Genomic DNA, 13,810 nt, shown 5'->3' on the forward strand with positions numbered 1-13,810 from the left:
GAATGATGGATGTAAACAATGGAAAGATAAATAAAATGTTTCTTTCGTTGGGAACAAGTAAAAATGGGAATAGCGGTTTCCTTTCGATGATAAAAAGCAATATAGGTATAATCGCTGTTTTGATGCTTTTATGTATTATATTGTCGATTACTTCACCAGTATTTTTAACAACCAATAATTTAATCACTGTTTTCAGGCAAATATCTAATAACGTATTCTTAGCCCTTGGCATGACGTTAGTAATGATTCTCGCAGGTATTGATCTCTCTGTGGGGGCAATCGTAGCATTAGCGGGAACATTAACAGTAGGGTTTATTGTTGGAACTGGAATGCCTATCTGGCTAGCGATATTGTGTGGCTTATTAATCGGTACTTTTATCGGATTCCTAAATGGAACAGTTGTTACACAATTTAGATTACCAGCTTTTATGGTAACGTTAGCAACGATGAATATTGCTCAGGGTGTAGCTTATATCTATAGCGGCGGGCAATCTGAAAGGATTACTAATGACGCCTACACAATCATTGGAACAGGTAAACTCTTTGGATTTCTTCCATACCCTGTCCTATATATGATTATATTAGCCATTATCTTTATTATTTTATTGAATAAAACAAAGTTTGGAACTTATATTTATGCGATTGGCGGTAACAGAGAAGCTGCTCGTCTATCGGGAGTGCCAATCAAAAAAGTAGAAATTGCTGTCTATACACTTACTGGGTTTTTAGCCGCTTTTGCTGGTATTGTCCTCTCGGCAAGAATGTATTCAGGTCAACCTTCCGTAGGGTCAGGATATGAGATGGATGCTATTGCAGCCTGTGTATTGGGAGGGGTTTCCATGGCAGGAGGCAGAGGGAAAATAAGTGGAACTATTTTTGGTGCCATGGTTATTGGAGTAATCAGCAATGGTCTAAACTTGATGGGAGTAAGTTCTTTCTGGCAATTAGTTTTTAAAGGGATCATTATTATGATTGCGATTTTAATTGATGCACAAAAAGGAAAAAAGCATAAATTTTCTTTTAAATTAGCTAAATAGCGATCTAATGTTATCTTAATTATGAAAAGAGGGCCTATGGGTGGAAAAGTTTAAGTATAAGTTTCAAATCATGCTAAATAATCCCGATAATTTAACTAGAAAAAACGAGCCGGTTATTACGAAGTTGAATTTTTCAGCTTACCAGGTTCATCAAGATAGCCTTGAATTATTTGATAATTCTAACAATAAAGTCCCTTTCCAAATTATTGATGCTGTTATTTCGGAAGATGGGTTTATCCAAGAGGCTTCAATTGTATATATCGTTAGTATGGAGCAATCCGTTACTTCTTATTGGCTATATGCTGACGAAAGACCTTTAAATAACCTAAAGGAGTTTAAAGGAATTGAGAAACTAGACGTTACCCAAGAGGATGGGTTTAGAAGACTAGATACAGGCTACTACATCTTAGAACTATGTTCAGGAACTGCCGATGGAACCTCTTATGGAAAATGGGGAATTCGCTATTTCGAAGCGAAGGAAGAAAAGAAAAATCTTATAAAAGATTATTCTAACGCTATTGGAGGATTCTATGGTCCATTTTTCACTCCGAAAAATGGCTTAATCAACCCTCCAGAGCACACAAAGGTGGATATAATCATTGAAGAAGAAGGGCCTTTATATTGCCGGTATTTATTCAAAGGAGCAGTACCTGATGGATTAGATGAAAATCTAAAAGGTAAGAATTTCACCATCACGTGGGAGTTCTTTTACAATACACCATGGTTTAGAAGAAAATACGATGTAGATGATTTTTCAACTACTGTTGACGGAATCCCTGTTGTAAACAAAATTACGGTTGGTGATGAATTCGAGAGCGGGCAAGGAGACAGAGTATTTACTTCCTTTGCATCCTATGGCGGCACTTACTACAGAGAAGGAGATTTATACGCAAATATTCTTTCTGAGGGTGTTCACGAGCTGCTGCAATCTGACGAACTGAATAGTCCAAATGTTAAAAAATATAAAGAAAGTATTGGTGAAGATATTAATAATGTTTCTTGGGATTTCTTCTGGAGACTGTTTTGTATAAAAGAAGGGATACTCTCGGCCGATGAAATCAAAGAACATATCTCTAAGATTATTCCTAAATCCCATCAACTTGTTCACCAAAGTGAGCGAAACCAGAATGTCTTATTTGATAAATGGGTCGATGTGAACAACGCACCGGAACAAACTATTTTCCCAATGAGTGCTAATAAAACAGCAGAGTTAAACGATCATACTGGCTATACTATGGTATGGTATACAAGTGAAGTAGTATCACGTTATCAAATCGTACAGAGAAATGATTCAGGCTGGGTAAACTGGGGAACAAATGGCGAAAACGAATACCCTGAATTACCAACCGGATCCACTATTTATACCGCATATGGAAAGTTCGACAATTGGGAAGCACAAGCTGTTACCATGGAAAAGAATATTGATTCCAAGCAAGGTTTAGCGATAATCCTAGATAATGAATTAGTACTAGTCTAGTAGAGTTACCCTAATCAAGTGGCATGCTTTTTGCTAGTGTAAAATTGGCATGTCACTTGTATTATATATTTCTTTACAAAAGTAATCCAAAAATTCGTAGAGGTGTAATATGAACGGAGTTTTATGCTTAGGGGAAGCCCTCATTGACTTTATTCCGCTGGATTCTGATAATCTAACTTACCAAAAAGCCCCTGGAGGAGCTCCGGCTAATGTTTCTGTTGGAATTGCAAAACTTGGGGGAGCAGCCACTTTCCTTGGGAAAGTTGGCAATGATGTGTTAGGGCATTTTCTTAAGGAAACATTAGATGGGTACGGGGTTAACACTAGTTCCATGATTTTTTCGGATGAAGCTAGGACAGGTGTCACGTTTGTTACCTTAGAGCCATCTGGGGAGCGTGACTTTAGTTTTTACATTAATCCGAGTGCAGACCGCTTTTTGCAAAAAGAAGAATTAGATAGCTCTTTATTTAACAATCATAAGATTTTCCATTTTGGTTCTATTTCCCTCATTGATGAACCTTCCAAATCAGCAACACTTCGGGCAGTGGAGATTGCAAAGGAAAAGGGAATGCTTGTATCTTATGACCCTAATCTCCGTTTAGGTTTGTGGGATTCCGAAGAGAAGGCAAAAGAAACTATCCTTTCCGCACTTCCATATGCGGATATTGTAAAGGTTTCAGATGAAGAGCTAGTCTTCTTAACAGGATGCAGCAGTTTGGAGGAAGGAATCGGTAAATTGCCTTATTTACCCCTTGTCCTGGTAACATTGGGCGGAGAAGGTTGTATTTATCGATTTAAAGAGGAGATAGGGAGGGTCCCTGCTTTAAAATGTAATGTGGTTGATACCACTGGTGCAGGGGATGCCTTTGTCTCTGGTATTCTTTACTCCCTAAACGAATCTACGAAAACACTACAAGAGTATTCTGTGTCAGAAATGGTAGAGATCATACGGTTTGCAAGTGTATCCGGAGGGTTAGCCACCACGAAAAAGGGCGCAATGACTGGCCTGCCATCGTTGAAAGAAATACTGGAATTAGTATGATAAATAGTCTATTTTAGTGGGTACCATGTAAAAATGGTATCCATTTTTGTGTCTTAATAAAAAGGTAGTGAACTCCTTGAAAATACAAAATTGCACTAATAGTTTAAGGTCAGAACGGATATTGTCGTGCATTTACTCGACAACCTTTTTAGTCAGCAGGGATAAATACAGGGGTGACGCCTGTCAGGAATCGTCTAATCAAACATTTGTGTAATGTTGAAAAAGGGGGAGTTTCTTAGAATTGTGTCAGTTGATGTAAGAAAGCCAACCGAACCGCCCTTGTGGTGCACCCGAATGGAAAATAGTAAAAAAATGAGTTATTATTGAAAGATGATTTATTTTGCTATGGTATCGAGGCTTGCATAGATAGATCTTACGGAGAAATAGAAAAGACTAGTGTTCATGTTAGATAGAGTAGTGTCTACTACAAGCGAGTAAGACTGAAACGCTAGAAAAGGTGAGAATCAATGAATCTCGCCTTTTTGTTTTTACATTAATAAATCAGAAAGAAGGTAGGGATGTTTCCTCGATAAGAGGGGCATTGCAAGTATGAAAATCCTAATCGTCATTTTGCAAATTTGCATTTTATTTATTTTTTCCTTCATTGGAACCTTGCTTCACAATCTTTTTCACTTAGTGATTCCAGGAAGTATTGTGGGACTTATATTACTTTTTATCTGTTTGTGTTTGAAAATCATCCCAGTAAAGATGATTGCGCATGGAGCCGGCTTTTTGTTAAGTATCTTAACTTTATTTTTTATTCCCGCTACCGTCGGGATCATGAACTATCCTTCCCTCGTTTCCATTCAGGGAGTATTGCTCATTCTCGCGGTTCTATTAAGCACCATTATTACCATTGCAATAGCAGGAAGGGCAAGTCAGTTTTTTGAAAGGAAAGCACAAAAAGGAGAGGATGAAGCAGAATGCAACAAGTCTTATTCGCAATCTTGATGATTTTATTAACCATCCTTGCCTATTTTACAATGGCACGATTGTACAAACGGTATTCGTATTCCTTCTTGATTCCTGTTTTAACGACTACCATTCTAATCGTAATTATCCTTGTTGTGCTCCATATCCCCTATAAAAGCTATATGATAGGCGGGCAGTGGATTAACTCTCTGCTGGGACCAGCTATAGTGGCACTGGCTTATCCTTTATATAGACAACGACATTTTTTAATGAAGCATTTTTTCACGATTATAGGGGGAGTGTTGATCGGTGCCATTTCCGGGATGGTAAGTGTTGGTCTTCTAGCTAAGCTGTTCGGGATCAATCATACCATTATTCTTTCGATCATCCCTAAATCTCTGACCATCCCTGTTGCGATTGAAGTGGCTAGAGGATTGGGAGGAAATGCCTCTATGGCTGTAGTGGGTGTCATGATTGCAGGGATATTTGGTGCTATGTTAGCTCCAACGGTCTTTAAATTCCTTAGAGTTCATAGTTTAATAGGGAAAGGTATCGCTCTTGGAAGTGCCTCACATGCTTTAGGGACATCAAAAGCTGCCGAATACGGGGAACTCGCCTTTTCCATGAGTTCCGTAACCATGACCTTAAGTGCCATCATCGGCTCCTTTTTGGGGCCCATCGTTGTGTGGGTATTTCACTTCTAGAGCACGGGACCATAGTGTTAAGCTCTTCTTTGGCAATTAAAAATTTTATACGGGGATCCTTAACCGATCAAACACGAAGGCACAACTAGCTCCTATCTGCTAGTTGTGCCTTTTTGTGCGTAAAACGTCCGATTGTCCGCTACTAGAACCACCCCTGCTTTTCCAAGATTCCACGCATATATTAGCGTTTCGATTAATAGAATGAACAGTGTACAAGCTTCTTTTGAATCGTAACGATTTTGCAGGGGTGCATTCATTCTGTTTGGTTGTCAGGGAGCACTTTATTATAAAAAAGTAAAAAGGAGGGTGACATGATTAAGGTAAGGAATCTTGTTAAGTCTTTTGGGTCCCAAACGGTATTAAATGGGATTGAGCTTACGGTTTCTGAGAAAGAAGTTGTCGTGATTATTGGTGCTAGTGGTTCAGGGAAAAGCACACTGCTTCGGTGTCTTAATTTTTTGGAGATTTTCGATCAAGGTGAAATCATCCTTATGGGAGAAAAGATCATCCCCAACCAAACCAATCTTAATAAAGTCCGAGCAGAGGTGGGAATGGTTTTTCAGCATTTTAACCTCTTCCCCCACAAGAATGTATTGGGGAATGTGATGGAAGCACCTTTATATGTGAAAAAAATGGACAAGGCAGAGGCTGAACAAAAGGCTATGATTTTACTGAAGAAGGTAGGGTTAACAGATAAAGCCTTAGCGTATCCGAAAAATCTTTCTGGCGGTCAAAAGCAGCGAGTGGCCATTGCTCGTGCCCTTGCCATGGAGCCGCGTATTATGCTGTTTGATGAGCCTACCTCCGCACTTGATCCGGAATTAGTCGGAGAAGTGCTTCAGGTTATGAAACAGTTGGCATATGAGGGAATGACGATGATTGTGGTTACCCATGAAATGGGCTTTGCCAGGGAAGTGGCCGATCGGGTTGTGTTTATGGGAGACGGAAAAATAATAGAAGAAGCACCACCTCATGAATTCTTTGTGAATCCGCAGAACGAGAAAACCCAACAGTTTTTAACTAATATTCTTTAAAAAGTGGAGGAGGTACTCATGAAAAAGAATGTGTGGATAGGAATGCTTGTTTCGCTGTCGTTGGTTTCATTCATTTTAACGGCCTGTGGATCGTCAGAAAAAAGCGCCGGAACGTCTGCAGATAAAAAGGAATTTCAGTATGCCATGAGCGGATTATATAAACCGTTTAATTTTAAAGAGAAGGGTAAGTTAGAAGGTTTTGATGTGGAAATTGGCAAAGCCCTTGCCGAGAAAATGGGAATGAAGGCGGTCCCTGTGACAAATCCATGGGAAACCATTATTCAAGGGTTGCAGGCGAAAAAATATGATGCGATTATTGGCAGTATGACCGTGACGGACGAACGAAAAAAGTCGGTGAATTTTACCAATACCTACTATCGATCAGGTGCACAGATTTTTGTCGCTGAAAATAACCAAGACATTCAATCAGCTGCGGACTTGAAAGGAAAGAAGATTGGGGTAGTCAAGGCAAGTAGTTACAAGGAATTGGCGCTGCAAAACACAGATAAGGACAAGGTGGTTGAGTATGACAGTGATATAACCGCCTTGATGGATTTGCCAACAGGAAGACTTGACGCGGTGATTACGGACCAAATGGTCGGGTTTCCAATCATTAAAGAAGGCGCCATCAAGATAAAGGATGTGGGCGAACCGCTTTCCAAAGATGATCAAGCCATTGCGGTGCGGAAAGAGGACAAGGAGCTGCTCGACAAATTAAATAAAGCCCTTGAGGAAATTATTAAGGATGGAACGTATGAGAAGATCAGTAACAAATGGTTTAACCGCAATATTTTAGGAGAGTAAGGGAGTAGTAGCGTGTCCTTTTCTAGGCCCTTTTTGACTATTAAATGGAGGGGGTGTTGATCATCGTTCAAATCTTCCTAGACACCTACGAAGTATTAATTTATGCAGCCCTGCTTACCTTACGATTAACGATTACTTCGTTATTAATTGGGATCATCATTGGGCTGATCATGGCGTTTTTTAGAATATCAAGAAATAGATGGTTAAACAAAGTGGCAATGGTCTATATTGGCTTAATTCGGGGAACACCGTTGATTGTACAGATTGCCATTCTTTACTTCGGCATTGCTTCCATCATTACCTTGTCTCAGTTCTGGGCTGGAGCGTTGGCTTTAGCCATTCATAGCGGGGCTTACATCGCTGAGATTTTCCGGGGCTCGATTCAATCGATTGATCGGGGACAAATGGAGGCAGCTCGTTCACTAGGGATGACTTATCCGCTTGCCATGAGGAGAATTGTTTTACCGCAAGCCTTTAAATTTTCGATCCCCTCATTAGGCAATCAATTTATTATCGGTTTAAAGGATTCATCCCTAGTGGCGTATGTCGGTATGGCAGATTTATGGGGCTCCGGCTTAAGTGAAGCAGCGTCCAATTTCCGGCAATTGGAAACGTACATCGTGGTCGGCTTCTACTATTTTATCCTCGTCATGCTATTTACGTATCTTCTTAGGAAATTGGAAACACGTTTGGATATTGATTCGAGGAAAACGGCATAATCTCGTTTGTTTTGAAAAGAAGTGGTGGGAACAGTTCTCGACAACCTTTTTAATGGTTAGCAGTGGTAAATGCAGGATTGGTGCCTGTTAAGGGTTCTGATAATCAAACGTAAGCATTGGATAGCAAATATCGTTTTTTATAGATTAACGTTGTATTTTTGAAGCAAAAGAAGCCTCTATGGGTGATATCATAGAGGATTTTTTATATCTAAAATTATTTTTGAGGATACTATTGTCCTTACTTCGCTTTAATCGGAAAGATCACGAGAGCTTTTTCCGTTTTCCTTATTGGCTGTCCATTTCGATGGTTCCTTTTTATTATTTACCCTTCTTTACCCTCCTGGACCGAGAGAATGCCACTTATACTTAATAGTCACTTAAGTTAATTTTAATCTGTTGTTAATAAATAGCTCCCCCATTTCTTATATAGTAGAGACAGTCATCATCTCAAATGAAAATAAGCCTGTGGATATTATCATTAATTAGTGGGAAAAATAAAATTTAGTTGTGGGAAACCACTTTAAAGAAAGGAAATTAAATATGCAAGAAAATCATAATAAACTGAATATTCTACTTAACAAAGTGCCACAAGTGACGATTTTCTTTTGGATCATCAAAGTTTTGTGTACAACTGTGGGTGAAACATTTGCTGATTTCATCAATTTTAATATGGGACTTGGTTTAACGGTTACAACCATTATTATGGGAATTGCGTTCTTTATTGCCTTGTTTTTTCAATTTAAAGCAAACAACTATGTTCCAGCCATTTACTGGGTAACAGTTGTTCTTATAAGCGTATTTGGAACATTGGTAACGGATAATTTGACAGATAATATGGGCGTACCACTTGAGGTTAGTACAGTTGTTTTCTCGGTGTTACTAGGACTGACTTTTCTATTTTGGTATCTTAGTGAAAAAACACTATCGATCCACTCGATTTTCACTAGAAAAAGAGAAGTTTTCTACTGGCTTACGATCCTTTTCACTTTTGCACTTGGAACAGCGGTCGGCGATTTATATTCCGAACAACTTGGTTTTGGATATCTTAACACAGGCCTAGGCGTTGTTATTATTATTGCTCTTGTGTTCTTAGCTTATAAATTTTTGAAACTTGACGGAGTATTAGCTTTCTGGATTGCGTATATTTTAACTCGTCCCCTTGGAGCTTCCCTTGGAGATTACCTATCTCAACCAAAAGTAAATGGCGGATTAGGACTCGGGACAACCGTTACAAGTGTGATTTTTCTTATCGCTATTTTAGCGATCATCGTGTTCCTTGCCGTTTCAAAAATTGATACAAATGCTAAATCTGATATAGCAGAAACAAAACAAAGTAATGCCAATAAGAAACATGTGCTAACACAAACGATTGTTGTACTCGTCATTTTCTTAGTGGTTGGTATAGGTGGTTATAACTTGCGCAGTAATTATATTGCATCACAAGGTGCTGCAGAGCAAGCTACATTAACAGGTCAATTAAACGATTTTATTAAAATTGAAAATGATCTACTAAATGCTGTAAATAAAAATGACTTTGCATCAGCAAAAAATGGTGCTGATAATTTGGAACATCAGTGGGATACACAAGAACCTAAGCTTCGAAAAATTGATAGCACTACATGGACAAAAATTGATGGAACAATCGACTCTGTGCTAGCAGCGGTTCGTTCATCGAATCCTGATGTAAACAAGTGTAAAACAGCACTTAATCATTCACTTAGTACCATAACCGCAGCAAATAAATAATAATCTCAGGAACCGCCAATCGCGGTTCCTTTTTAAATAGAACACCTATTAAACGATAACCTGCATTAATTCTTCAAGTGGAACAATGTCTTGTCCATTTATTTATGACTAGGAAACGTGCATGAACAATTTATCTGCCTTGCTTTTGTAAAAAATGATACAAAGCACCAAGCATCCCTGCATCATTTTGATGCTTGCATCTTTCAACGGGAATCTTAATCTCTTTCCATCCATGTAGTTGGTCAAGATGATGATTAATTTTATATAGCAAATCATGTTGGGCGATTACTCCACCACCGATTAAGATTTTTTGGGGGTTTAATGTTGCCGCTAGGTTATAGATTCCATAACTAATATTTTTACTCCAGTCATCAACCAGTTGGTTCACCGGCTTATGGGTATGAGATTCTAAAAAAATGGTCTCTCCATTCATTTCCTCATGTTTACTCATATCTTTTAGTTTTTTATAGGCACTGATTAAACTTGCCGTGGAAGCATTGTTATTCAGTCCGCCGGCTTGGGTAATCATAAAACCAAATTCGCCGCATCTAAAACTATGCCCCCGTACTAGTTTCCCGTTGATAAAGATCCCCCCGCCAATTCCGGTTCCAATTATCACACAAATAAAATCGGTACACTTTTTTGCGTTTCCACTTATTTTTTCTGCTAAAGCCGCACAGTTTCCATCGTTTTCGATTTCAATTGGCAGCGGGATTCTTGTTTCTAATAACCTTTTAAGATTTTGTTCATTTAGTGCTGTTACAGCGCCTGCTCGTTCTGAATAGCCTGTGTGGGGATTAATAAAGCCAGGCAGGCTAATCGCAACACCGCTCACATAATTACCTTGTGTGTACATCTTAATGGTGTCTACCATATCTTTTAAAAACAGGTCTAAATTTGTGCATTGCGTATGGTAACTATTTTTTGAAAGAATCGTTCCGTCCTCTAGTAATAGTCCATGCTTTACTTTTGTCCCACCGACATCAAAGGCAATGTATTTTTTCAAGTGATCCCCTCCTACATAGTTTGTTAATGAACCTTAATAATGTTCCCCTCGTCAAAAGTGGGTTTTTGAAATTCCTCATCAATTTGTTTTAAAACAGTTTCAGACAATCGCTTCAAGACTCTGTTCCGTTCTTTACAAATTTCAAAATCAGTATCAACGTGGAATATTTCCAACGTAAGTCCGAATTCCTTAGAAACACGGATCCATCTTTTTCGCCGTTCTCTCGTTCTGTTTGTGGTATCCACAATCACGTTATGCCCGCTTTTTAGTAAGGAACGGACCATGAGCTCGGCGCTTTGCCATACGAGTGGTTCCGCCTCTGCCTTATAGATTTGGCCATGCAAGGCCAGCCTGAGATCATCAAGTGATACACGTACCCACCCTTGGTTTTGAAGAATTTTAGCGTATGTGGATTTTCCGCTTAATGGCATCCCGCACATAATCCCCAGTTTCATGCTTACATCTCTCCCGATCAAATACTCACCTGCCCGCTGCCTGACACCAAGCATCAAGGAATCCTCCTATATGAAATGCGAGTTTGCGTTTATTGGAAAGGGACAAATTTACAGTGAACTCCAAATTTTTATTGAAAAAAATATGTGTTGATTTCATACAGCAACTATTACCAAAATAATCCGTGAATCATGATACGAGCCGTTTCAATGTTTCATGCCAAGACACATAATAATAAGAAAACTGTTAGGTTTGACTGGATTTATAAAAATCATGAGTAAAAGCCATTAATCTCTGGCTAAAAAGGAGAGTGTAGTTGTGCTAGAAAATGTTTCAATCATTATCCCCTTTCAAACGGACCATGGTCCACGAGCTCAGGCATTTGAATGGGTGAAAAAGTATTATAAACTGAACATGCCTGAGGCGGAATTATGTTTAGGAATCATGGATAGCCAGGAAATTAATAAAGCCAAAGCAGTTAACCAAGCAGCTAAAAGAGCCACAAGAGATGTTTTCGTCATAGCGGATGCCGATGTTGTCTATGACCCTAATATAATTGTTGAAGCTATTAAATTATTAAAAAAAGAAGCATGGGTCGTTCCTTTTTCAGATGTATATGATGTGAATCAGCCAGGTACAAATAGACTCCTTAATACAAAGCCACAATGGCCAATTGATTTAAGATCCGATGAATGTACTAGAGCCGGATGGTTGTATGAAGGATTCGCTGGTAAACTCTTTGTGATTACGAGGGATAACTTTCAAGCAGTCGGTGGTTTTGATGAACGGTTTATTGGATGGGGAGGCGAGGATGATGCTTTTTCCCATTCCGTCCGAACCGTTTGTGGTAAAATCGCAAATATAAAAGGTGAAATATACCATTTGTGGCATCCTAGTTCAAGCTATGCGACAAATCCAAATGGAATGGCCAATGGTGGACTTCTCAATCGTTATGTAAGTGCAAGTGGAAACAAGCAAGAAATGATCAAGCTTATTCAAGAACGAAAAAAGGATCGACATAATGAAAAAAATCCTTTAAACAGCTATGAACATGAGGTAATGAAATCACCACAAAGCAAAATTTGCTTTTCAATCCTTGTGCATGAAAACAGAGAGCTGGTTAAACAACTCATTAATAATGTCCAATACTATTGCCCTAACAGTGCCATTGTCTTATATAACGGGGGAGATGACCCTACGCTGTGTGATGGTTTAGGTGTTCCTGTCTGTCCTTCCAGCCGAAAATTAAATCGTGGGTGGACGACCATCTATTTTCTGGAAACAATGGAATGGTTAGAGGAATTAGGTGTTAACTATCAGTATTTTATTAATATTGATTCGGATGCGTTGTTTATCAAAAAAGGGTATGAAGAATTCATTCAAACGGAAATGGAACATGCTGATTATATGGCGGTATTGCTTCGGGTTCCAGAAGAAGATTGGTATATTGGAACGGAACTGAAGAAGGACATAAACAGATGGAAAGAATTATTTAACGTTGATCCTTTTTATGGAATTTTTAATGTTGGTCAGGTCATTTCGAGACCTATTATTAAATCCTTACTTGAACCTGAAAGAAAGAAAAAATTAAAAAAAGCTTTATTAGAAACCATTTCCTTCGGTACAGATGAGGTAGTGTTTGTGAACATGGCAAAGGAACTTGGATTTAACTTAAAAAGCTATCCAAATTCTATTGATAAAGAGATGATTCGTTATCGTCCCTACTTCACATTGGATGAAATGATTGCAAGCTTAAATAATAGCCAAATTTGTGGTCTATGTCACCCCGTGATTCGGGACAAGGCTGATCCTGCAAGAAATCTAATCCTTCATATTACTAGTGAAATTTATACAAAAAAATATAAAGCGAAAGGATATCCATGGTATCAGGATAACCCAAGCAATTATTCTGTTTCGCTGCCGATTAAGAGTAATTTTGGTAACTCCGAGCTTATTGTTCGATCGGGTTCTTCGTTAACTCACTATTGGAAGCATTCTAATGGCAAGTGGTATAAAAGTAAGACGTTTGCTGAAGGTGTTACAGGAGATCCAGTATTCTTTGAAACTAATTCCGGTCAATTTGTGGTCATTTGTAAATTAACGACCGGTGGCGTTGGAGTCTGGAAGAGAGACAACAAAACAAAGGGTCATCCTTGGTCTAATCAATATGTTATTTTCCTTGAAAATGTAGATCCTATCATGGGGTATAAAAATCAGGACGGCGGATATACCATCGTATTTAAATCAGGCGATCAATATGCTTATTTGCAGCAGGATAAAGATAAATGGAATAAAGTTTATCCTAAGTAGGAGGGACCGTGGGCGGTTCTGGTGGAATAAAACCGAAAGGAAACCATGTGAACCGTCTCTATGGCTTTGCTGTTATGGTTTTGTTCAACGCCTTGAAGTGTTGCTGGGAAGAGGGACGGTCAGTCGCGAGTGTCTAGTTAAACATGGAGTGTTACAGTAAATTACGTTTACTCTCACTAACATTGCAGTGGCTGTCGTAGCCGTATTTTGAATGGAGAGTGAATAGTTGTTAATGACGACGTGAGCACAGGTATTGGAAGCGTGACAATGGTAGCCATTCAATGCTATTGACGACCGAGCAGAAGGAAAAAGAGAGCACAGGGTAGTCAATGGACGGTATTGACGACCGAGCAGAGGGAAAAAGAGCGCGCTGGGTAGTCAATGGACGGTATTGACGACCGAGCAGAGGGAAAAAGAGCGCGCTGGGTAGTCAATGGACGGTATTGATGACCGAACAGAAGGAAAAAGAGCGCTCAGGGTAGTCAATCGACAGTATTAACGACTGAGCAGGTAGTTATTGGGATCAGTCAACATGTTATCTATTGTATTGTATCCGTTTCATCGGC

General features: G+C 39.0%; 12 protein-coding genes. 10 read left to right on the forward strand and 2 right to left on the reverse strand.

What is annotated here, in order from left to right; genetic code table 11:
* The first annotated feature begins 2 nt into the window (after positions 1-2).
* The 9 genes from AC3ANL_RS02685 to AC3ANL_RS02725 all read left to right on the forward strand — a co-directional run bounded on the left by AC3ANL_RS02685 (position 3) and on the right by AC3ANL_RS02725 (position 9,475).
* On the forward strand, positions 3-1,037 hold the full coding sequence (locus AC3ANL_RS02685) for an ABC transporter permease (RefSeq protein ID WP_488327744.1): 1,035 nt from the start codon (positions 3-5) through the stop codon (positions 1,035-1,037).
* Positions 1,038-1,077: 40 nt separating this feature from the next.
* Positions 1,078-2,514 carry a hypothetical protein gene (locus AC3ANL_RS02690; protein ID WP_488327745.1) on the forward strand — a complete coding sequence of 479 codons (1,437 nt, stop codon included), beginning with the start codon at positions 1,078-1,080 and terminating at the stop codon, positions 2,512-2,514.
* Positions 2,515-2,623: 109 nt separating this feature from the next.
* On the forward strand, positions 2,624-3,556 hold the full coding sequence (locus tag AC3ANL_RS02695; RefSeq protein ID WP_488327746.1) for a carbohydrate kinase family protein: 933 nt from the start codon (positions 2,624-2,626) through the stop codon (positions 3,554-3,556).
* A gap of 549 nt (positions 3,557-4,105) precedes the next feature.
* A complete protein-coding gene (locus tag AC3ANL_RS02700) occupies positions 4,106-4,507 on the forward strand; it encodes a CidA/LrgA family protein (protein ID WP_488327747.1) in 402 nt (133 codons plus the stop codon).
* Positions 4,480-5,172, forward strand: a complete 693-nt coding sequence (locus tag AC3ANL_RS02705; protein WP_488327748.1) for an LrgB family protein — start codon at positions 4,480-4,482, stop codon at positions 5,170-5,172. The genes AC3ANL_RS02700 and AC3ANL_RS02705 overlap by 28 nt, the downstream gene beginning before the upstream one ends.
* 311 nt (positions 5,173-5,483) lie before the next feature.
* Entirely contained in the window at positions 5,484-6,206 is a 723-nt protein-coding gene (locus AC3ANL_RS02710; protein ID WP_488327749.1) for an amino acid ABC transporter ATP-binding protein, read from the forward strand.
* Positions 6,207-6,224: 18 nt separating this feature from the next.
* The gene (locus AC3ANL_RS02715; protein ID WP_488327750.1) at positions 6,225-7,010 is read left to right on the forward strand and encodes an ABC transporter substrate-binding protein; all 786 of its coding nucleotides are present in this window, start codon (positions 6,225-6,227) and stop codon (positions 7,008-7,010) included.
* Positions 7,011-7,054: 44 nt separating this feature from the next.
* On the forward strand, positions 7,055-7,729 hold the full coding sequence (locus AC3ANL_RS02720) for an amino acid ABC transporter permease (protein WP_488327751.1): 675 nt from the start codon (positions 7,055-7,057) through the stop codon (positions 7,727-7,729).
* A 540-nt stretch (positions 7,730-8,269) separates the two neighbouring features.
* Entirely contained in the window at positions 8,270-9,475 is a 1,206-nt protein-coding gene (locus tag AC3ANL_RS02725) for a COG4705 family protein (RefSeq protein WP_488327752.1), read from the forward strand.
* Between the two features lie 130 nt (positions 9,476-9,605).
* Here the strand turns inward: AC3ANL_RS02725 and AC3ANL_RS02730 are convergent, their stop codons facing one another.
* Complete coding sequence (locus AC3ANL_RS02730; protein WP_488327753.1) at positions 9,606-10,481, reverse strand: ROK family protein; 876 nt, start codon at positions 10,479-10,481, stop codon at positions 9,606-9,608.
* Positions 10,482-10,504: 23 nt separating this feature from the next.
* A complete protein-coding gene (locus AC3ANL_RS02735) occupies positions 10,505-10,990 on the reverse strand; it encodes an AAA family ATPase (RefSeq protein WP_488327754.1) in 486 nt (161 codons plus the stop codon).
* A 262-nt stretch (positions 10,991-11,252) separates the two neighbouring features.
* On the opposite strand from AC3ANL_RS02735, the gene AC3ANL_RS02740 reads away from it, so the two are divergent.
* Entirely contained in the window at positions 11,253-13,244 is a 1,992-nt protein-coding gene (locus tag AC3ANL_RS02740) for a galactosyltransferase-related protein (protein ID WP_488327755.1), read from the forward strand.
* Positions 13,245-13,810: the final 566 nt, after the last annotated feature.

Source organism: Neobacillus sp. DHD-1R (genome assembly GCF_057747995.1).